Source organism: Ochrobactrum chromiisoli (assembly GCF_026241335.1).
Taxonomy (GTDB): Bacteria; Pseudomonadota; Alphaproteobacteria; order Rhizobiales; family Rhizobiaceae; genus Brucella; species Brucella chromiisoli.
Genome location: NZ_JAPHAV010000002.1, coordinates 120,855 through 141,046 on the forward strand (window position 1 = coordinate 120,855; position 20,192 = coordinate 141,046).

The following is a 20,192-nucleotide window of genomic DNA, read 5'->3' on the forward strand; positions in this document are numbered from 1 at the left end:
ATGCGGCACAGTGAGGGACTTATGGACATTACAAACCATCCGGGCGGCGCTAAACGTCTTAGGCTCGCGATTATCGGGAGCGGTATTTCTGGTCTGTCTGCTGCATGGCTTTTATCGCAACGCCATGACGTCACCGTTTTTGAAGCAGCGGAGCGCATTGGCGGGCATAGCAATACGGTCGAATTTGCAAGCAACACCGGCCCCGTTGCGGTCGATACGGGCTTTATTGTTTATAATGAAGTGACTTATCCAAATCTGACGGCATTGTTTAAAATACTTGATGTTCCGACTGCCGCATCGAATATGTCCTTTGCCGTCTCCATTGGAAATGGCGCTTATGAATATTCCGGCGGCACCGGGCTTGGCCTGTTTGCACAGCGCTCAAATCTCGTTCGCCCGCGTTTTTGGTCTATGATCCGCGATCTTTTGCGCTTTTACCGTAACGCTCCCAAAGACCTGGAGATGATGGGCGGCATTTCGCTTGATGATTATCTTGCGCGAAATGCTTATGGCCGGGCTTTCCGGGAGGATCATCTCTATCCGATGGCGGCTGCAATCTGGTCAACGCCTGCCATGGAAGTTGGTCAATATCCGGCAGCGAGCTTTGTTCGTTTTTGCTGCAATCATGGCTTGCTTGCTTTGCGGGATCGCCCGATCTGGCGGACAGTCAAGGGTGGCAGTCGTGAATATGTGCAGCGCATTACACAACCCTATGCCGACAATATCCGGCTTTCAACACCCATAAAATGGGTGCGACGGCATGAAAATGCGGTCGAATTGACCGATGCAAGCGGTGGTGTTCATTTCTTTGACGATGTGGTTATCGCAACTCACGCCGATCAGGCTTTGCGGATGCTGGCCGATCCCAGTGCAGAGGAAAGCCGCATTCTTGGTGCATTTAAATATTCACGCAATGAGGCGGTTCTTCATACCGATCTTTCGCTCATGCCAAAACGCCGGGCGGCATGGTCGAGCTGGAATTACCTGACCAATGCAGCCAACGGTTCGTCGCAGCCCTCAATCACCTACTGGATGAACCGCTTGCAGCCCTTGGGAACTGCGCCCGATACATTTGTCACGCTCAATCCGTGTCGTGCGCCGCGTGAGGATCTGGTGATCCATCGCGAGATCTATGAACATCCAATCTTTGATATGGCAACGGATCGCGCGCAGAGGGAAGTCTGGTCGTTGCAGGGACAGCGCCGAACCTGGTTTTGTGGCGCACATTTTGGTTCCGGTTTTCATGAGGACGGTTTGCAGGCCGGTCTTGCAGTAGCGGAAGACCTCGGCGGACTGCGTCGCCCATGGCGGGTTGAGCAGGAAAGCGCGCGTATTGTTCGCCAGCCTGTAACGATCCGGGAAAGGGCGCTGGCATGACCGGTATTTTCAAATCTGCACTTTTTCCGGGGCATGTGACCCATGCCCGCTTGCGGCCAAAGGAACATAAGCTCGCCTATAAAATCTATTCACTGTTGCTCGATCTTGATGAACTGGATGTGCTTCACCGCAGGCTCAGGCTGTTTTCGGTCAATCGGTTCAATCTGTTTTCTTTTTGCGAAAAAGATCGCGGCAATGGATCAGCAACATCTTTGCGGGCGCAGATTGAAGATGCAATGCGCAGCACAGGTATGCAACCCGATGGAGGCGCGATCCGTCTTCTGACGATGCCGCGTATCCTCGGCTGGTCGTTCAATCCGTTGAGCATTTTCTTTTGCTATAATCGTGAAGATCGGCTCACGGCTATTCTATGGGAAGTCGATAACACGTTTAAGCAGCGCCACGGCTATATGATCCCGGTCGAAGCAGAGCAGGGCGAGCGCATCGTGCAGACCTGCGACAAGGCGTTTTATGTTTCGCCCTTCATGGATATGAAGCTGCGCTATGAATTCGAGGTTCAGCCTCCGGCGGATAAGCTCGCAGTCAGGATCAACACTTTTGATGACGAAGGTCTGGTGCTGACAGCGCGTCATCTGGCGCGTCGTGTGGAGCTCAGTGACATGGCTTTGTTGCGTGCCTTTTTTGCCATTCCATTTCTGACGTTGCGCGTTGTCGGCGGCATTCACTGGGAAGCGCTGAAAATCTGGGCGAAGGGGATGAAACTCCGCAAGCGTCCAAGCCCACCGCAGGATCCCATATCCCATATCCATCATGACATGTCTCGGGAGAGGAACAGGGTTGCATGAGCCAGTTTGATGAGTCTTCCCATTACCCGGCCCCCATATCTGTTGGTCGTTCGGTTTTAAGCCCGTCGGCGCGTGTGTTAAGGCGGCTGCTCAGTCAGGTGCGATATGGCCGTCTGAACCTTGTTTTGCCTTCGGGACAATCCGTTGTTGCTCAAGGTATATTGCCCGGACCGGAAGCAAAAATCGTTATCAAGAGCTGGCGCTGCCTGCGTCGCTTGTTAGCGGGCGGCGATATTGGCTTTGCGCAGGCCTATATCGACGGTGACTGGTCGTCCCCGGACCTAACAGCGGTGATCCGCTTTGCCGCGCGCAATCGCGACACACTTGTTTCGACGCTGCACGGTTCACGCTTCATGCGCATTGTTCACCGTGTGGGGCATTTGCTCAATGCAAATACACGCCGTGGCAGCCGCAAGAATATCGAGGCGCATTATGACCTTGGCAATGATTTCTACAAACAGTGGCTTGATCACACGATGCTGTATTCGTCAGCCATCTGGAATGAAAACACGCATAGCCTTGAAGATGCGCAGGCATACAAGTTGAAGCGTATTGCTGACAAACTGGCGCTTGAGGGGGGCGAAAAAATCCTCGAGATTGGGTGTGGTTGGGGCGCCTTGGCAGCCCATCTTGCAGATGATGGCGATGCGCATGTCACAGGGATCACTTTGTCACCCTCCCAGCTCGCCTGGGGCAAGGCTGTCGTTCAGAATGCGGGACTTAAGGATGCCGTTGATTTGCGCTTGCAGGATTATCGCGATGTCAAAGGGCAGTTTGACCGGATCGTTTCCATCGAAATGTTTGAGGCTGTCGGTGAGGCTTACTGGCCCGAATATTTCGCGACGCTCAAGCGGTGTTTAAAACCGGGCGGCAAAGCCGTTTTGCAAATCATCTCAATTGAAGATGCACGCTATGAAAACTATCGCCGCAAGGCGGATTTCATTCAGAAGTTCATCTTTCCGGGAGGTTTTTTACCTTCCGACAAGGTGCTTGAACGCGACCTCTCCAAAGCTGGTCTGGTTTTGAAAGAGATTGATCATTTCGGTCACTCTTATGCGCTCACGCTGGCTGAATGGCGGCAGCGTTTTACTGCCAATTGGCCTTCGATTGAAAAGCTGGGCTTTGACGACCGGTTCCGCAGGCTTTGGGAATATTATCTTTGTTACTGCGAGGGCGGGTTTGAAGAAGGCGCGATCAATGTCGGCCTTTATACGATTGAACATGCTTGATGACATGAATCCACGGATGCAGGAGGCACCGATGCAATGGATACGCATAATAGGGAGCATAGCCGTGTTAACGCCGTCGATTGCGCAGGCTGGCGACATAAGCGGCAACTGGGCGCGCGGCGATGGCAAGGCGCGGGTCAAGATTGCAGAATGTGGCAAGGATATTTGCGCCACCAATACGTGGATCAGGTCCGGAACCCCAAAAGAAAAAGCCGGCGACCGTCTGGTTATGAACATAAACCAGATTGCGGGCGGCCAATATTCTGGAACTGCTTTTGATCCCCAGCGCAACCTTACCTACAAGCTTAGCGTAAAGGTAAACGGCGATAAAATGACGACCTATGGCTGCGTTCTGGCAGGTCTTTTGTGCCGTGATGTCAGTTGGTCACGCATAAAGTAACGCAGAATGCATAATGTTTTAGTTAAGCCGGTTGGCACTGGAGAGTGGTTTAGATGAAATCCTATATTGTCGCTTATGTGGTCACAGCCTTCGCTTTTCTGGCCATTGATTCAGTCTGGCTGACGAATATGGCCAATGTGTTTTATCGCCCTGCCATGGGTGATATGCTTGCGCCAAGTTTCCGTCTCGCTCCAGCAGTCGTATTCTACGTGATTTTCGTATTTGGACTGGTGTTTTTCGCAGTGCGACCGGGACTTCTCGCAGGAAGTGGAGCTGTTGTGTTGCTCAACGGTGCGCTTTTAGGATTTGTTGCCTATGCGACTTATGACCTGACCAATCAAGCCACATTGAAAAACTGGTCATGGGCCCTGACAATTGTCGATCTGATCTGGGGGACTGTGCTGTCTGCCGTCTCGGCCTATATTGGCTATTGGGTAACGTCGCGTTTGGTCGGCTAGACTGGAGAAGTAATATGCAGAAATTGGGTCTTCTGGCGGTCTTCGTCCTTGTGACGATTACGATTGGCATGACGATGGGTATCAGTTTTCCTCCGGGTGAATGGTATGCATCGCTACAAAAGCCGTGGTTTACGCCGCCCAACGGCGCTTTTGCGCCAATCTGGACGATCCTCTATGTCTTGATTGCGATTGCGGGCTGGCGAACCTGGTTGAAGGACACCGGTTGGCAACGTCGCGGGCCATGGTTTGGTCAAATGGTGCTGAACTTTATCTGGTCGCCTATTTTCTTCGGTGCCCATATGACGATGCTTGGACTGGTGGTTATTATTGGCGCATGGCTTTGCGTGCTGTTGTTCATCATCCGCGCATGGCAGCCTGATCGCATATCCGCATTGTTGTTTTTGCCATATATCGTCTGGCTGTTTTTGGCGACTGCTTTGAATGCAGCCATCGTGGTTCTAAACTGAAAATGAAAAAGGCGGCAATTTTGCCGCCTTTTTCAGATGCCTATCAGCGGTTGAACCATGCGCATCAGCCAACCCTGGAATTTTAGTGGGGCATCCGTCACGGCAAGGCATATGCAATCACCGCCGTTCGAAGCGATTGGTTGATGCACAAGATCGGCATTTGCTTCTTCAATATCGCCGCGCGCAAAAATGCCGGTTTCATCTTCGAAACTGCCACAAAGCACCAGCGTCAGCTCGCGTCCGCCGTGGCCGTGTTCGGGTACAGGTTTGCCAGCCGGGATCTTCAGCAGCCTGACATTGGTTTCGCCATCATTGATCGCAATCGGCACCTGATAAGCACCACGACCAAGAGATTTCCATTTCAAATCAGGCAGATCGCCACCAACGTAAGAGCGCAGTGGTTCAGGCAGAATGGCAGGCGTTGCAAGGGGTGAGCCGCGATGTTGCACGGGTTGCGGGGGCATCTTCGGCTGATTTGTGAGCCGGTCTTTTATCGAATCCCATGAATCAATTTTGATTTGCTGCGGAGCGACTGTTTCGAGAAGCTCACCGCCAATTTGCTCAAATTGTTTAAGCCGGGAGCGGCAGGCAGGGCAAAGCGCGAGATGTGTTGCGACAGCGATACTCCAGCCTTCAGCCAGTGTTCCGGCTGCATAGCTTGAGAGAAGTTCGTCGCTTAGATGGTGTTGAATGTTCATCACTGCGCTCCCGAATTATCGAGCGCAGAACGCAATTTGTTAAATGCCAGCCGCAGGCGTGATTTCACGGTTCCTAAAGGCAGATTGAGCTTTTTGGCTATCGCACTGTGGGTGCTTTCCTCGAAATAGGCGAGTTCGAGCAATGCGCTTTGCTCTTTTGGCAGGTTCGCCATCGCAGCCCGCAACTGATTGGCGGATTGTTTCTGCGCAATCAGAATGTCGGCAGGCTGCTCTTCATCGGGCACGAAGGCCGGGTCGGTTGGGTCGAATTGCGGACGCCGCGCACGCCGAATGGCATCAATGCGTTGATTGCGTGCAATCGTGAAAATCCAGGTAGACAGGGCTCCTTTGGAAAAATCAAACTGGTCTGCCTTGTTCCAGACTGCAATCATGGTTTCCTGCATCAATTCTTCCGCTGTTTGCGTATCGGCAGACAATTTGGCCATATAGGCTTTAACGCGCGGTGCGAAATGTTTGAAAATCGCCTCGAACGCGTCCATGTGGCGCCGCGAACTGACCGCCAGCATCAATTCCTCCAGGGAGGGCTGATTTTCAGAAGCAGTCCGCTCGGTCATCCGTGTTGAATCCCATATGCTCAGATGCGACAAAGCCAGAAGCGGCGAATAGCACTCTATTTTCTTTTGCCACGTCTGTGAGCTGAAGGAAACGTTTGTATTCATAAAGCTTGATACGAAGGCAAAATGAAACTGGATCACAGTCCAGGTAAAACTGTCAATTTTTTGTGCTGTACGGCTGTATGATGGCTGAGTGTCGGGGCTGATAATCTTGCCCATAATCGCGTAAAAGAGTGGTGGCAGTGTCATACTCTACGGCTTTGGAAAAGGCATAGCCTTGCCCAAGCTGGCATCCCATTTTTTCGAGAGTTTTTGCCAATTCAAGCGTTTCAACACCTTCTGCGACGAGTTTGATGTTCAAGTCTCTGGCGATTTGTACAATGCCTTTTACAATCGCGACACTTGGATCACCGGGCACAAGACGGCATACAAAAGACCGGTCAATCTTGATGATGTCGACCGGAACGGTGAGAAGATGGGCCAGTGCAGCAAAGCCAGTGCCAAAATCATCGAGCGCGATACGCACACCCAGTAAGCGAAGGTTTCGAATACCTGATGCAACAACATCGTCGCGCTGCCCGATATAGGCGTTTTCTGTTACCTCTATGATGAGATGGCACAGCGGAACATTATATTGGGCAAATGTCTTTGAAACGAAAGCAGCAAGATCACCCACATAGAAGTCTGCTGCTGTGACGTTAACGCCGACATGCTGTACGGGAAGGCCCAGGTCCAGCCAGCGCCTTATGTCCTGCGCGACGATAGAAAGCATATATTGGGTGATCTCGGATGCAATATGCACATCGGAGAAAGATTCCTGAAACATGGCCGCAGAAAGAATGTCACCTGACGGCGTTGTCATACGGCTCAATGCTTCAAAGCCGATTATTTCCTTCGTATCAAGCCGGATGAGTGGCTGATAATGTGCCGTAATACGCTTTTCTTCGAGCGCTTCACGCACTTCCCTGATCGAGTTTCGCCTGTGAACGATCCGGGTGCCGACATTGGCTTGATAAAGCACAAAACTGCCGCGTGCATTTTCCTTGGCATGATAGAGCGCAAAATCCGCATTCCGGCGCACAGTCTGCGGATGCGTATCAAGAGCAGCAAGAACTGCTCCGCCGATCGTCACGCGTGGCAGGATTGTCTGACCGTCACAATGGACAGGCGAAGACAGAGCTTCAAAAACAAGATCTGCCGCATGATCAAGGTCGTAGAGTGCTTTATGGTTCTGGATGATGACGGTAAACTCATCCCCGCCCGTACGGAATGTTATATCCGGCGAAAGAGCCGCTGCAATGCGCGTGGCAATCGTGTTGATCAACACATCACCCACTTCATGGCCAAACGTATCGTTGGTGACTTTGAGGTTATCAATGTCGATAACAAACAAGGCCCAGCTACCGGGTAATTCGCAACGCAATTGCGACAGCGCATCATCAAAGGCTGTGCGATTGGCGACGCCCGTCTGAATATCCACCGTCGCTCTTCGCTCATAATTGAGGATTCGCATTTCGCGCATCATCGCAAGCTTGCAAAGCCCCACAGCTATATCGATGATTTCTTGCTCGGCTGCCGATGGCGTGTGCTTCTCATCAAAATAGACCGCCAATGCGCCCAGAGCATCGCCTGTATCGCTGAGGATGGGGATTGAAGTGCATGCAAGCAGCCCCAGTGGCAGGGCGAGCTGCTTATAACTTGCCCACTTGGGATCATTTTCAATATCAGAAACGACGACCGGCACTTTGTAATAAATGGCACGACCGCAAGAGCCGACGTTCGGCCCAACGACAATTCCATTGAAAGAATAGCCGTAACTATCGGGGAGATTTGGCGCGGCGAGCATATGCAGCATTCCCGCCTGATCGACGGAGCAAATCATCGTGCGGGCATTTAAAATCAGCCCTTCAATTCCAAGACACAACTGCTCAAGCGTTTGCTTCAGAGGATTGCCTCTGGCTATCAGCTCAAGAACATTGTTCTGAAATTTTAGCACGCATTCCCCTTCGTTTCGTCGTCTTATTTTGATTGTAATTTTACACGGTTATATCATTTTTCAAAGGACTGTCTTATGGGAGTATCGAATATAGTTACTTCAATATTTATTGAAGATTCATAAGTTTATTGCTTTTTTACTTTGTAGATTGTGAGCCTAAAATTAGAAATTGGTAATAGAAGGCGCACTGTTTCAATAATCGATCATCACCGCACCCATATCACGTTATGTGCCGGTAGATGGCGTGGTCTATGCTTTGGTTTGCATTCTGATAGAAGCGGGTAAGACAACGATTGGCGCCCCTTCTTATAAGAGAGGTGTTGTGCACGAATTCCCGATGCTGCAAGCGTCGTGATTTGGCCATATGCGCCTGAATGACAGGCTCAATGTAAAATCACGCCCGTGCCTTGTGGTTTTTGTCATCGCTCTGTCATGGGGGCAGAATAAAAGCGCGCAAACAATCAAAGATTGCGGGCAATGTTACACGTCTCAAATATATGCACTGATTTTGCTGTTCAGGCCGAGGGGATAAGCCTGGCCTATGGCTCAAGCATCATCCTTAAAAACATTGATCTGAATTTGCCAAAAGGCCAGACGCTTGCGCTGCTCGGTCCATCGGGGTGTGGCAAGACCACATTGCTGCGTCTGGTGGCAGGTCTTCTCGCACCAACAACAGGTTCCGTCATGATTGATGGCGTGAAGGTTGCCGATGCTGCAACGGGGCGCTTTTCTCCGCCGGAAAAGCGTCAGCTTGGCATGGTGTTTCAGGATTACGCACTGTGGCCGCACATGTCGGTTTATAGGAATGTCTCGTTTCCGCTTGAAATGCGTGGGGTCGGACGGGCCGAGCGTGAGACTCGTGTGAAATCGGCATTGGATCGGGTTGGCCTTTCGGGTTTTGGTGATCGCTCGATCAGCGATATGTCGGGCGGTCAGCAGCAGCGTGTGGCGATTGCGCGTGCAATTGTTGCCGAACCTGGCCTCGTGCTGTTTGATGAACCGCTTTCCAATCTTGATCGTGAATTGCGTGAAAACATGGTCAATGAAATCGGCCAGCTTGTCGCCAATCTCGGTCTGACCGCAATTTATGTGACGCATGATCAGAGCGAAGCTTTCTCACTGGCGCATCAGGTGGCGATCATGCGCGCCGGTGTTATCGAACAGCTTGCGGCACCCGAAATTCTCGTTGCGCAGCCGACCACACCAGCGGTTGCCGATTTTCTTCGGCTTGGCTGTGTGATGCCGGTGGAACGAGCGAGCGCTGGCTATCGGATAGCGCAAACGGACATTCATCTTTCACATCTTACGGCTCCCGAAATGGCCACGCACGTGCTGCTGCCGTCACGCTCGGTTCGCACTGTTGAAATGAGTGATGCATCGATTCCTGCGACCGTTCTGCGCACACAGTTTCGCGGTGATGGGCACCTGACGACTGTCCGCATCGGTTCACAGCATGAGGGGCATGAACTGACCTATCTTGATAATCATCGTCACACGCCCGGTGTTCCTGTCGGCATAGCAATCAATGCTGAAGAGCTCCGCTGGTTCGCCTAACAATCACTTCACGTCCCATATCTCAGGAGAGATTTATGAAGAAGTCGCTTATCGGTGCTGGTATGGCATTTGCCGCAGCTCTGCTCGCAAGCACGGCTGCATTTGCTGACATCACCGTTTATTCAGCTGGTCCCGGCAAACTGATTGAAGGCCTGGCCGCTGGTTTCACAGCCAAGACAGGCACGAAGGTCAATGTCTTTCAGGCAACGACAGGCAAGGTAATGGCGCGTATCGAAGCTGAAGCCGCCAACCCTGTTGTCGACGTTCTGATTTCAGCCTCATGGGATACAGCAACGGATTTCGCCAAGCGCGACTGGCTTGTGGCATACACAAGCCCAAATGCTGAAAAAGTTCCCGATTTTCTGAAAAATGAAACGGCTGTTGCACAGGGCGTTTCGGCACTTGGCATCGCATGGAATCCAAACAGCAAGACTCCAAAGCCAACCGAATGGGCTGACCTTGCCAAGCCTGAATACAAAGATCTGGTGAACCTTCCAGATCCATCGCAGTCGGGTGCAACTTTCGAGCTTGTTGCAGCGCTTTCGGAAACGCAGGGCTGGGATCTTTTCAAGAAGCTCCATGAGAATGGTGCGGTTGCTGCCGGTGCTAACGCAGAAGCGCTGAACCCCGTGCTTCAGGGCGCGAAAGCCGCTGTTTTCGGCGCTGTCGATTATATTTCCCTCGCAGGCAAGGCCAAAGGCGAGGCCATTGACGTGATCTTCCCGACATCGGGCACCGTCATTGCGCCGCGTCCGGCCATGATCCTTAAATGGTCCAAAAATCAGGATGAAGCCAAGCAGTTCATTGATTACATGCTTTCGGAAGAAGGCCAGAAGATGGTGGCAAAAACCTATCTGATGCCCGCACGTTCCGACCTTTCTGCAAATCGTCCTTTGATCAACGATCTAAAGATTCTGAAGATTGATGCAGCGGCCGTTTACGGCAATCGTGATGAAACGCTGAAAGAGTTCAACGCGATTTTTGGCGCGAAGAAGTAATGAACCGGCGGCTCTCTCAATATTGGGAGAGCCGTTTCATTTTGTTTATTTTTAAAAGCGCTGTCATTTTCCCAGACAGCGGGAATACCGCAGAGGCAATCATGAGTGCTAAGACCGCTACTGCTGCAAATCCGCTTGGGCTTGTGGCCGTCATCGGCCTTGCCATTGTCGTTGCGGTTCCGTTTATTTTCATCGTTCTGCAGGCGATTTTCCCGCAGATAGGGCAGGGTGTGTTCAGCGCGCCTTTTGTGCATTTGCCAGCATTGTTTGAAGATCCAAAGCTTATGCGTATGACCGGCAATACCATTTTGCTCGGTGTCAGTGTCGTCGTGCTGTCGGCTATTATCGCAGTGCCGCTCGCTGTGTTCCGAGCACTTTACAAAGTGCCGTTGGCGCTGGTCTGGGACGTGCTGATGCTCGTACCCTTCATGATCCCGCCCTATATTGCAACGCTTGGCTGGATCATGACTTTGCAGCCGCGCGGCTATCTTGAACAGCTTACAGGGTTCAACCTGGCACCATTTCTGTTTTCGCTTGCAGGCATGACATTCGTGATGGCGCTCAACACGTTTCCGCTGGTCTATTTTGCGGTGTCCCGCACGATAGAAGCGGTCGGTGCGCGCTATTCTGACGTGGGCCGCGTGTTTGGTGCATCGCCTTGGCGCGCGTTCTTTCGCATCACACTGCCGCTGGCAACGCCCGGACTTGCAGCAAGCCTGCTGCTCGTTTTCGCTTCAGCAATTGAGGAATATGGCACACCGGCCGCTCTCGGCAGCCGTTCGGGCTTCGATGTGCTGGTAACGGAAATCGACCTGCGCATATCCGATTGGCCGATTGATCTTTCGGGGGCTGCTGTCTTTTCGCTGGCACTGGTTTTGTTGTCGCTCGCGGCTTTCATGCTTCAGCGCTGGATTTTGACACGCCGTTCTTATGTGACGACTGGCGGTAAACCGCAGAATAAGGACAAGCGTGATCTTGGAGCGTTCAGGGTTCCGGTCGTTATCCTGTTTGGTGTGGTCGCTTTTGCGGCAGCCGGTGTACCCCTCCTTGCCATTCTCGCAACTGCCATGTCGAAAACCATTTCCGGCGGGCTGACGCTGTCCAATCTCGGTTTCGATAATTTTGCAGATATCGCTGATAACAGCGCGGGCGCTATGCGAGCCTTGACAAACAGTCTTTCTTTGGGCGTCGCAAGTGCGCTTCTGACAGGTTTGCTGGGTGCTATCGCTGCCTATGCAGTTGTGAAAATGCGTTTCCGTGGGCGTTTCTGGCTTGATGTTCTAACTGTGTTGCCGAACGCCCTTCCGGGGGTTGTGGTGGCTGTCGGACTGATCCTTGCTTGGAACCAGCCGTCGCTGCTCATCTCGCCTTACAATACGCCGCTCATTCTGCTGCTTGCTTATTGCTGCATTCTGTTGCCGCAGCCGATCCGCTATGCGACAGCGGCGTTTCATCAGATTGGTGACAATCTTGAAGCGGCAGCGCGCGTGTGCGGAGCAAGCAGTTTTATGACCTTCCGCCGCATCATGCTGCCGCTGATCGCACCAAGCTTGATCACCGCAATGCTGCTGGTTTTTGCAGTCGCAACGCGTGAGCTGGTCGCTTCCATTCTGGTGGCACCCGTCGGCATGCAGACGATTTCCATTTTTATCTGGCGGCAGTTTGAACAGGGATCAATTGGGCTTGGCATGGCGATGGCGTTCATTGCGATCCTGTTGACGACGCTGTTGCCGTTGTTGTTGATGGGGCTGCTCAAGCGCACCGGTTTGGTAAAAATCTAATTCTGTCGACAAATTGCGTACAGAGATTTATCCTTTCAGCATGCCACAGAGTCCGTGGCAGAGGCTGAAAGGAATAAGCAATGTCTCTCACCACTCAACACCCAAGCATTTCCAATGATGAGCGGCTGGCGCGTATTGATGTACTGCGCCGTCGTTTGAGCGAAAAAAACATTGGTGCCTTGCTGCTTGGGTCCACCGAGAGCCTGCTTTATTACACTGGCCTTGTCTGGCATTCGAGCGAGCGCCTGCTTGGCGCAGTTATAACGCAAAGCGAGATTGTCTATATTGTTCCGGGTTTTGAGCAGAGCCGAGTGGAAAGCCTGCCGCATTTGGCTGGCGAAATCCGCATCTGGCAGGAAGAACAAAACAGTGTCGCCCTTGTGGCTTCTCTGCTGAAAGCCGGTGAAACGCTCGCTGTTGATGATGCTGTGCCGCTCTTTGTCTATAATGCTTTATGTAGAGAAATCGGTGCTGAGCGTCTTGTTGACGCTGGTCCGCTCATTCGCGAACAGCGTATCGTAAAATCGCAGACTGAAATCGACATCATTAAATATGCCATGGGGCTGACACTGGAAGTGCATCGCCGCGCGCATCAGTTCATTCGTCCGGGCATTGCCGCTTCTGATGTCGTGCGCTTTATCGATGAGCAGCATCGTGAATTGGGCGCTGATGGCGGCTCGACCTTCTGCATTGTCTCTTTTGGCGAGGCAACATCGCTGCCGCATGGCGCGGATGGTGAGCAGTTTTATAAAAATGGCGATGTCATTCTGGTCGATACGGGTTGCCGGATCGATGGCTATCACTCTGATCTCACCCGCACCTATATGCTGGATGCGCCGACCGCCGAATTTGAGCGTATCTGGACGATTGAACGGCAGGCGCAGCAGGCCGTGTTTGATGCTGCAAAGATAGGGGCTGCCTGTTCCAGCCTTGATGATGCCGCTCGCGCCATACTGGTCAAGCATGGGTTGGGGCCGGATTATCAGCTCCCCGGTCTTCCGCATCGTGCGGGTCATGGTCTGGGACTGGAAATCCATGAAGCGCCTTACATTGTTCGTGGTAATTCGCTGCCGCTCCAACCGGGCATGTGCTTCTCCAATGAGCCGATGATTGTTGTACCGGGACAGTTTGGCGTGCGTCTTGAAGATCATATTTATATGAGTGCTGAAGGCGCGCAGTGGTTTACGCAGCCTGCCAAGGGACCAACAGAACCTTTCTCCTGATAACCGCAAAAGGATATGCTGATGACGGAAAGCGATATGAACGCCATCCCTGAACGCAAGCGCGGTTCTGGTGGGAAAATGGTCTATGACCTGCTGCGCGATGAAATCCTCGATCTGGTGCTGCCGCCTGGCAGCCCAATTGATGAGGTGCAGCTTGCAGAGCGGTTTAAAATGTCTCGCACCCCAATCCGCGAAGCTTTGGTGCGGCTGGCAGGTGAGGGGCTGATCGATACGCTGCCCAATCGTTCGACCATGGTATCGAATATCGATTTCCTCAATATGCACACCTATTTCGACGCGTTGACTTTGATGTATCGCGCCACGACCCAGCTTGCCGCCAAAAATCATCGGCAGGAAGATCTGGACATTATAGCGTTACATCAGGTGGAGTTCACGAAGGCTGTGGAAGCGCAGGATGCGCTTTTGATGATTGCGACCAATGCAGAGCTTCATCTTGCAATCGCCGAGGCGGGGCGTAATCCATATTTTACAAATCTTTTCAAGCGTTTGTTGGATGAGGGCCGACGCATTCTCCGTCTCTATTATCAATCCTATAATGATCAATTGCCTCGCCGTTTCGTGGAGGAACATGAAGAAATGATCGCCGCAATTGCTGCACGCGACATGAAGCTGGCGGAACAGCTTGCGCATGAACATGCCGAGCAGATCGTGCGTCAGGTGCAGAAACTCGTCATGCGCGAAGACCGTCTGGAAATAAACCTGTAGTGCCGTGTAATTCCTGTCGACAAATAAAATACAAACTGATATATCAGATAGGGAGGGCCGAAAATGGCAATCGCCATCACAGGCCAATGGCTCTGGTTTTGTTTGTAGCATTGCCTGCTTAAGTTGTTTGTCGGCAATACTCTGAGAGGATTTCTACATGGCTGCCAATATCTTTACCGGCGTGATTCCGGCTTTGATGACCCCTTGCAAAGATGATCGAACGCCTGATTTTGATGCGCTGGTGCGCAAGGGTAAGGAACTGATCGCCGACGGTATGTCGGCTGTCGTTTATTGTGGTTCGATGGGCGACTGGCCGCTCCTTACAGATGAACAGCGTATGGAAGGTGTTGCACGCCTGACCGCCGCCGGGGTTCCTGTTGTTGTTGGCACTGGTGCCGTGAATACAACCATTGCCGCCGCCCATGCAGCGCATGCGCAGAAGGTCGGCGCCAAGGGCCTTATGGTTATCCCGCGCCTTCTTTCGCGTGGTTCGGTTGTTGCGGCTCAGAAAGATCACTTCAAGACTGTTCTTTCGGCAGCGCCCGATCTTCCAGCCGTCATCTACAACAGCCCATATTATGGCTATTCAACCCGTGCCGATCTGTTTTTCGCCTTGCGTGCAGAGCATCCAAACCTCGTTGGTTTCAAGGAATTTGGTGGGCCTGCTGACATGCGTTATGCAGCCGAAAACATCACCAGTCGCGATGATGAAGTCACGCTGATGGTTGGCGTTGATACAGCTGTGTTCCACGGCTTCGTTAATTGTGGAGCAACAGGTGCGATCACAGGTATCGGCAATGTGCTTCCAAAAGAAGTTATTCATCTTTGTAAGCTTTCGCAGGCCGCAGCAGCAGGCGACGCTGACGCCCGTCAGCGCGCGCTTGAACTCGAACAGGCGCTTGCCGTTCTTTCGTCTTTCGATGAAGGCCCGGACCTCGTTCTTTATTTCAAGCACATGATGGTTCTGAAGGGGGACAAGGAATATACGCTGCACTTTAATGCAAGCGATGCCCTGTCAGATAGCCAGCGTGGTTATGTTGAAGCGCAGTTCAAGCTGTTCAACAAGTGGTATGCCGAGTGGAGCAAGCTGCCTGGCGCTGTTCAGACATACAAGGCTTGACATAGCCATAGATTGAAAACAACTTCGTGCTGTCCGAAGGATGTAGCCTAGAGCGCATCCCGAAAAGTGTGAAACGGTTTTCTGACCAAGATGCGCATAAAAACAAAAAGATAGAGCGAGCAATCGGGTACGGTTAAGCGCGCACGCTCTGTCCAGAAGGTTTGTCAGCAGTTTGATGGCCGGGTGATTTATCACCCGGCCATTTTGATTAGTCTTTTGTTACTGTGGCGACATAGTTGGCATCAGCAACCATGTTGAAGTTATGCACATTCGCACCCGTTGCAGCTGTTTCGATCTGTTGATAGATAACAGCGATCGGGCTTGTTTCCTGAAACTTCTTCTGAATATCGTGGTACATTGCTTCGCGCTTGGTCGTGTCGCGCTCTTCGGCTGCTGCCATAGTTTCAGCAGTCAGTTCAGGAATGTCCCATGAAGCCTGCCATGCAGTGGTCCGCAAATTAACTTCATCGCCATTGTTCGGATTGTTGGTGAAGGTGACGGCATTCGTATGTGGATCCCAATAGTCCGGCCCCCAGATGCCGAGGGCAAGCTGGTGCTTGCGTGCGCGGACTTTTGTTGTCGTCAGTTTGCCGTCGCCCTGCAAAATCTCGACATTCACGCCAGCCTTTGCCATTGTCTGCTGAATGCTTTCAGCAATGCCGACATAAGGTTGGTTGTTGCGGACGTCTAAGGTGACGCTGATGCCGTCTTTTAATCCAGCTTTTTCAAGCAGTTCCTTGGCTTTTTCAACGTTGTAATCGAACGGATTGTCGTCCGTAGCGCCAAACATGCCAACCGGCAGGAAGGACTGATGCTTGCGGCCAATTCCCTTGATCAGGGTACCTTCGATGGTGTCGTAATCAATGAGATATTTCAGTGCCTGACGCACTTCCGGCTTGGCGAGTTCAGGGACACTCTGATTCATCGACAGATAATAGACGCGTCCCTTGGGGGCGTTGATGATGTTGAACTTGCTGTCCTTTGCCAGCTGCTCAATATCTCCCGGTTCCAGATTGCGTGCGATATCGATGTCGCCGGCCTCAAGCAAAAGCCGCTGCGACATGCCTTCCTTCACATGGCGGTAGATCACACGCTTCATTGCAGGCTTGGCGTCGGTATAATTGTCATTCCGTTCCAGCAAAAGTACTTCATTGGCACGCCATTGCTTGAGTGCAAACGGACCCGATCCTGCATAATTGTTCTTCAGCCATTCATAGCCAAAGTCAGTTTCATAGGGATATGTCTCGGTTTTTTCAGTTTTCTGCTCATGTTCCTTGACCAACTTGCTATCGACGAGCGAGGCGACGCTGGAGGTCAAACAGTTGAGAACAAAGCTTGGCGCAAAAGGCTTGCCGGTGGTGAAAACAAAGGTCTTATCGTCAACGGCTACTGCATTTTGCTCAACATTATCAGGCGTAATGCCAAACTGGCTGAGGATGAAAGCGGGACTTTTATCAAGTTTAATTGCACGTTGTATGGAGTAAGCCGCATCTTGCGCGGTGATCGGATTGCCCGAAGCAAACTTCAAGCCGTCGCGGATTTTGAATGTAATCGACTTACCATCATCAGAAAAAGTCCAGCTTTCGGCGATCTGTGGAATGATCTTAGTCGGATCCTTGGTATCTGTCGTTACCAGACGTTCGTAGGTGCTGGTCAGCATTTCCGATGTGGTAATTTCAAAAATTTCTGCCGGGTCGAGCGAAATGATGTCATCAATGCTCATTGCAATCACCAGCGTGTCAGCGGGTGTCGCAGCTTCTACAGCTTGCGGCGATGCAGAAAGGCATAGGGCGAATATGAGTGCAGTTGGAATAGTTGAGCGCTTCAGGCGCCTCGGAGCGGTAGTCTTCATGCTTTTTCCTCTGGAGATCCAGGCTTCTGGGAGCCGGTAATCATCAATATTTTGCGGGTTTCAAGGGCGCTTCGGCGGAGGCGACTCTTAATATCGCGATTCATAATAGATTCCGGTTTTTCAACGGGCACAAGAGTTAGACAAATTTAGACGTAAATAAAAAGCGGCTGAAAATTCCAGCCGCTTTTGGTTTAGGAAATGGCATCCAGACCTTTTTCCAGAAGGAGATCAAGCTGGTCGATTTCTGCTTTGGTGAGCTTGACGCCATCGCTTTCAGATTCCGCGCGTGCCTTGAAGCGGCGCTGCGATGGCAGGCGAGCGCCCTGACCGACGATCGCCTCAAAGAAAGCTTCCGCACGGGCAAATGGATCGCCGGGTCGGCCCTTGGCAAAGGCTTCCGGTGAAAATGCGATGATGAGCTCGCCATGCACTGGCGACAATGTGGTGGTGCCGAGGAAATCGAGCACTTCGGGGCTGGTCAGGTCGCCGATCATGATGGCAGCAAGCAGTTCAACCATTGTGCTGATTGCCGACCCCTTATGCCCGCCAAACGGCAGCATGGCACCTGCCAGTGCAGTTTCTGGATCGGTCGTCGGGTTGCCTTCTGCATCCAGCGCCCAGCCTTCCGGCAATTGCTTGCCTGCGCGGCGATGCAGTTCGATCTCGCCACGCGCCGCAACAGAGGTTGCAAAGTCAAAGACATAAGGCGATGTTTCCTTGCGCGGCCAGCCAAAGGCAAAAGGATTGGTGCCGAGCAACGGCTTGTTGCCGCCGGTTGGCGCAACCGTTGCGTAGCTTGGGCACATGACGAGTGCTGCGAGACCTTCGCTCGTCAGCGCTTCGACTTCCGGCCAGAGTGCCGAAAAATGCGTGCAGTCGTTGATGACGAGGGCGGCTAAGCCGTTCTTACGTGCGCGCTCGGCAAGCACAGGGACGCCCAACTCGAAAGCCGGGTTTGCAAAGCCGAAATTCGCATTGACGCGCACGATGCTGGAGGCTTCATCTTTCACGATTTCAGGAATTGCGTCTGCTTTTACCTTCCCGGCCTTGACTGTGCGAAGCGCACCCTCGATACGGTATATGCCGTGAGATTTGCAGTGATCGCGTTCACCCGCAACAATCACACGAGCGACGGCAGCAGCCTGTATAGCGTTTAACCCTGCTTTACGAAAAATCGCCTCTACGCGGTCGTGAAGGTTAGCAATGCTCAGGATGGTCGTCTCGCTCATTATGCGTCTTTCATGGCTGCGCCTGACAGGAGGTGTCTACAGGCAATTGATATCTGCGCACACACTGTATACAAAGATTTAGGGTATACAATCATTAGGTATGTGCAATTTAGATGTAGCCGGATACTGGCTTAATTGTACGTCGATTTCTACAGGAGGATGAACGAATGGCATTCACGCCCAAAGGAAAACACCTTGTTGCTGGCGAGTGGCTCGACGGAGCCGGCACTTTTGAATCTTCACCAGCAAGTGGGCCTGCTCATTCGTTTGCAGTTGGTACAGTTGATCTGGTGAATCGTGCTTGTGAAGCAGCTGAAGACGCTTTCTGGTCTTACGGCTATTCAACCCGTGCCGAACGTGCTCAGTTCCTGCGCGCAATCGCTGATGAAATTGAAGCACGCATTGCCGATATCGTCGTGATCGGCTCACAGGAAACCGGCTTGCCGGAAGCACGACTTCAAGGCGAAACCGGACGCACCACCGGCCAGCTTCGACTGTTCGCCGACCATATCGAAAAGGGTGACTATCTTGATCGCCGTTTTGATGCAGCGCTTCCTGATCGTCAGCCAGCGCCGCGTCCTGAAATTCGTCTGGTTCAGCGTCCAATCGGGCCTGTCGCAGTTTTTGGTGCATCGAACTTTCCGATGGCGTTTTCGACTGCCGGGGGTGATACCGCAGCAGCGCTTGCAGCCGGTTGCCCTGTGGTCGTGAAGGGCCATTCGGCCCATCCGGGAACGGGTGAAATTGTTGCGCAAGCCGTAGAAGCCGCAATCAAGAAGACCGGCGTTCATCCAGGTGTGTTCTCGCTCATTCAGGGCGGTCGCCGTGATGTCGGTCATGCGCTCGTTCAGAACCCTTATATCAAGGCTGTTGGCTTCACGGGCTCTCTCGCCGGTGGCCGTGCATTGTTTGACCTTTGCGCTGCGCGTCCAGAGCCTATTCCATTCTTTGGTGAGCTTGGTTCGGTTAATCCGATGTTCCTGCTGCCGGAAGCCATGAAGGCGCGCGCCGAAACGCTCGGACAGGGCTGGGCTGGCTCGCTCACCATGGGTGCTGGTCAGTTCTGCACCAATCCCGGCATCGCCGTTGTTCTTGATGGTACTGATGCCGATCGCTTCACTGCGGCAACTGTTGAGGGGCTCAAGAAAGTCGCTCCGCAGACCATGCTGACTGATGGTATTGCGCAGGCATATCATGAAGGCAAAGAGCGTTTTGATACGCGCAATGCAGTCAAGCCGCTCTACGAAACCGAGTCGTCGGGTCGCCAGGCTTCGCCAAACCTGTTTGAAACAACCGGTGAACGCTTCCTGTCCGATCATGCGCTTGGTGAAGAAGTGTTCGGTCCTCTCGGACTGGTTGTCCGCGTGGGTTCAGTCGATGAGATGGAAAAGCTTGCCCGCGGCTTTGAAGGCCAGCTGACCACGACCATTCATATGGATGCTGGCGACATTGCCTCTGCACAGAAGCTCCTTCCGGTGCTGGAACGCAAGGCAGGCCGTGTTCTCGTCAACGGCTTCCCCACCGGTGTTGAAGTGGTCGACTCGATGGTTCATGGCGGACCATATCCGGCTTCCACAAACTTCGGTGCAACCAGTGTGGGCACGATGTCGATCCGGCGCTTCCTGCGCCCGGTTTCTTACCAGAATTTCCCAAAGGAACTTCTGCCAGAAGATTTCGCATAATTTCGCAAACATGAAATCAGA

General features: G+C 52.4%; 17 protein-coding genes and 1 pseudogene. 13 read left to right on the forward strand and 5 right to left on the reverse strand.

Features of this window, described 5'->3' with window-relative positions:
• Nucleotides 1-21: 21 nt before the first annotated feature.
• The 6 genes and pseudogenes from OPR82_RS07295 (at nt 22) to OPR82_RS07320 (ending at nt 4,737) form a co-directional block, all read left to right on the forward strand.
• Nucleotides 22-1,377 (forward strand): NAD(P)/FAD-dependent oxidoreductase, encoded by a 1,356-nt coding sequence (locus tag OPR82_RS07295; protein WP_265984004.1) that lies wholly within the window; start codon nt 22-24, stop codon nt 1,375-1,377.
• Nucleotides 1,374-2,193, forward strand: a pseudogene (locus OPR82_RS07300) (DUF1365 domain-containing protein). Before OPR82_RS07295 ends, OPR82_RS07300 begins: the two are co-directional and overlap by 4 nt.
• On the forward strand, nt 2,180-3,412 hold the full coding sequence (locus OPR82_RS07305) for an SAM-dependent methyltransferase (RefSeq protein ID WP_265984006.1): 1,233 nt from the start codon (nt 2,180-2,182) through the stop codon (nt 3,410-3,412). Before OPR82_RS07300 ends, OPR82_RS07305 begins: the two are co-directional and overlap by 14 nt.
• Before the next feature lie 31 nt (nt 3,413-3,443).
• The gene (locus tag OPR82_RS07310) at nt 3,444-3,812 is read left to right on the forward strand and encodes a DUF2147 domain-containing protein (protein WP_265984007.1); all 369 of its coding nucleotides are present in this window, start codon (nt 3,444-3,446) and stop codon (nt 3,810-3,812) included.
• Nucleotides 3,813-3,865: 53 nt separating this feature from the next.
• Entirely contained in the window at nt 3,866-4,270 is a 405-nt protein-coding gene (locus tag OPR82_RS07315) for a DUF2177 family protein (RefSeq protein WP_265984008.1), read from the forward strand.
• A 14-nt stretch (nt 4,271-4,284) separates the two neighbouring features.
• Complete coding sequence (locus tag OPR82_RS07320) at nt 4,285-4,737, forward strand: TspO/MBR family protein (protein ID WP_265984009.1); 453 nt, start codon at nt 4,285-4,287, stop codon at nt 4,735-4,737.
• Nucleotides 4,738-4,769: 32 nt separating this feature from the next.
• Here the strand turns inward: OPR82_RS07320 and OPR82_RS07325 are convergent, their stop codons facing one another.
• The 3 genes from OPR82_RS07325 to OPR82_RS07335 form a co-directional block, all read right to left on the reverse strand.
• On the reverse strand, nt 4,770-5,435 hold the full coding sequence (locus tag OPR82_RS07325) for a ChrR family anti-sigma-E factor (RefSeq protein WP_265984010.1): 666 nt from the start codon (nt 5,433-5,435) through the stop codon (nt 4,770-4,772).
• A complete protein-coding gene (locus OPR82_RS07330) occupies nt 5,435-6,010 on the reverse strand; it encodes a sigma-70 family RNA polymerase sigma factor (RefSeq protein ID WP_265984011.1) in 576 nt (191 codons plus the stop codon). Before OPR82_RS07330 ends, OPR82_RS07325 begins: the two co-directional genes overlap by 1 nt.
• 157 nt (nt 6,011-6,167) lie before the next feature.
• Nucleotides 6,168-8,006, reverse strand: a complete 1,839-nt coding sequence (locus OPR82_RS07335; RefSeq protein WP_265984012.1) for a bifunctional diguanylate cyclase/phosphodiesterase — start codon at nt 8,004-8,006, stop codon at nt 6,168-6,170.
• A gap of 477 nt (nt 8,007-8,483) precedes the next feature.
• Here OPR82_RS07335 and OPR82_RS07340 point away from each other — a divergent pair, with 477 nt between their 5' ends.
• The 6 genes from OPR82_RS07340 to OPR82_RS07365 all read left to right on the forward strand — a co-directional run bounded on the left by OPR82_RS07340 (nt 8,484) and on the right by OPR82_RS07365 (nt 15,408).
• Complete coding sequence (locus OPR82_RS07340) at nt 8,484-9,560, forward strand: ABC transporter ATP-binding protein (protein ID WP_265984013.1); 1,077 nt, start codon at nt 8,484-8,486, stop codon at nt 9,558-9,560.
• A gap of 35 nt (nt 9,561-9,595) precedes the next feature.
• On the forward strand, nt 9,596-10,558 hold the full coding sequence (locus OPR82_RS07345; protein ID WP_265984014.1) for an ABC transporter substrate-binding protein: 963 nt from the start codon (nt 9,596-9,598) through the stop codon (nt 10,556-10,558).
• Nucleotides 10,559-10,659: 101 nt separating this feature from the next.
• Nucleotides 10,660-12,339, forward strand: coding sequence for an ABC transporter permease (locus OPR82_RS07350; RefSeq protein ID WP_265984015.1), 1,680 nt, complete (start codon nt 10,660-10,662; stop codon nt 12,337-12,339).
• 80 nt (nt 12,340-12,419) lie between these two features.
• Nucleotides 12,420-13,562, forward strand: coding sequence for a M24 family metallopeptidase (locus tag OPR82_RS07355; RefSeq protein WP_265984016.1), 1,143 nt, complete (start codon nt 12,420-12,422; stop codon nt 13,560-13,562).
• Nucleotides 13,563-13,583: 21 nt separating this feature from the next.
• Nucleotides 13,584-14,288: a GntR family transcriptional regulator gene (locus OPR82_RS07360; protein ID WP_396996150.1), complete on the forward strand. Its 705-nt coding sequence runs from the start codon at nt 13,584-13,586 to the stop codon at nt 14,286-14,288.
• Between the two features lie 157 nt (nt 14,289-14,445).
• On the forward strand, nt 14,446-15,408 hold the full coding sequence (locus OPR82_RS07365; RefSeq protein WP_265984018.1) for a dihydrodipicolinate synthase family protein: 963 nt from the start codon (nt 14,446-14,448) through the stop codon (nt 15,406-15,408).
• 208 nt (nt 15,409-15,616) lie between these two features.
• On the opposite strand, the gene OPR82_RS07370 is transcribed toward OPR82_RS07365, so the two are convergent.
• Both OPR82_RS07370 and OPR82_RS07375 read right to left on the reverse strand, forming a co-directional pair.
• Nucleotides 15,617-17,260 carry an ABC transporter substrate-binding protein gene (locus OPR82_RS07370; RefSeq protein WP_265984019.1) on the reverse strand — a complete coding sequence of 548 codons (1,644 nt, stop codon included), beginning with the start codon at nt 17,258-17,260 and terminating at the stop codon, nt 15,617-15,619.
• Between the two features lie 191 nt (nt 17,261-17,451).
• Nucleotides 17,452-18,489: an Ldh family oxidoreductase gene (locus tag OPR82_RS07375; RefSeq protein ID WP_265984020.1), complete on the reverse strand. Its 1,038-nt coding sequence runs from the start codon at nt 18,487-18,489 to the stop codon at nt 17,452-17,454.
• Between the two features lie 167 nt (nt 18,490-18,656).
• Between OPR82_RS07375 and OPR82_RS07380 the strand changes: the two genes are divergently transcribed.
• Nucleotides 18,657-20,171 carry an aldehyde dehydrogenase (NADP(+)) gene (locus OPR82_RS07380; RefSeq protein ID WP_265984021.1) on the forward strand — a complete coding sequence of 505 codons (1,515 nt, stop codon included), beginning with the start codon at nt 18,657-18,659 and terminating at the stop codon, nt 20,169-20,171.
• The last annotated feature ends 21 nt before the right edge of the window (nt 20,172-20,192 follow it).

Bases quoted from the DNA above. Each gene is read 5' to 3' on its own strand.
- OPR82_RS07365 (WP_265984018.1), top strand. From the start codon at position 14,446: ATGGCTGCCAATATCTTTACCGGCGTGATTCCGGCTTTGATGACCCCT.
- OPR82_RS07315 (WP_265984008.1), top strand. From the start codon at position 3,866: ATGAAATCCTATATTGTCGCTTATGTGGTCACAGCCTTCGCTTTTCTG.
- OPR82_RS07355 (WP_265984016.1), top strand. From the start codon at position 12,420: ATGTCTCTCACCACTCAACACCCAAGCATTTCCAATGATGAGCGGCTG.
- OPR82_RS07360 (WP_396996150.1), top strand. From the start codon at position 13,584: ATGACGGAAAGCGATATGAACGCCATCCCTGAACGCAAGCGCGGTTCT.
- OPR82_RS07340 (WP_265984013.1), top strand. From the start codon at position 8,484: ATGTTACACGTCTCAAATATATGCACTGATTTTGCTGTTCAGGCCGAG.
- OPR82_RS07305 (WP_265984006.1), top strand. From the start codon at position 2,180: ATGAGCCAGTTTGATGAGTCTTCCCATTACCCGGCCCCCATATCTGTT.
- OPR82_RS07295 (WP_265984004.1), top strand. From the start codon at position 22: ATGGACATTACAAACCATCCGGGCGGCGCTAAACGTCTTAGGCTCGCG.
- OPR82_RS07350 (WP_265984015.1), top strand. From the start codon at position 10,660: ATGAGTGCTAAGACCGCTACTGCTGCAAATCCGCTTGGGCTTGTGGCC.
- OPR82_RS07370 (WP_265984019.1), bottom strand. From the start codon at position 17,260: ATGAAGACTACCGCTCCGAGGCGCCTGAAGCGCTCAACTATTCCAACT.
- OPR82_RS07330 (WP_265984011.1), bottom strand. From the start codon at position 6,010: ATGACCGAGCGGACTGCTTCTGAAAATCAGCCCTCCCTGGAGGAATTG.
- OPR82_RS07320 (WP_265984009.1), top strand. From the start codon at position 4,285: ATGCAGAAATTGGGTCTTCTGGCGGTCTTCGTCCTTGTGACGATTACG.
- OPR82_RS07310 (WP_265984007.1), top strand. From the start codon at position 3,444: ATGCAATGGATACGCATAATAGGGAGCATAGCCGTGTTAACGCCGTCG.
- OPR82_RS07345 (WP_265984014.1), top strand. From the start codon at position 9,596: ATGAAGAAGTCGCTTATCGGTGCTGGTATGGCATTTGCCGCAGCTCTG.
- OPR82_RS07325 (WP_265984010.1), bottom strand. From the start codon at position 5,435: ATGAACATTCAACACCATCTAAGCGACGAACTTCTCTCAAGCTATGCA.
- OPR82_RS07375 (WP_265984020.1), bottom strand. From the start codon at position 18,489: ATGAGCGAGACGACCATCCTGAGCATTGCTAACCTTCACGACCGCGTA.
- OPR82_RS07380 (WP_265984021.1), top strand. From the start codon at position 18,657: ATGGCATTCACGCCCAAAGGAAAACACCTTGTTGCTGGCGAGTGGCTC.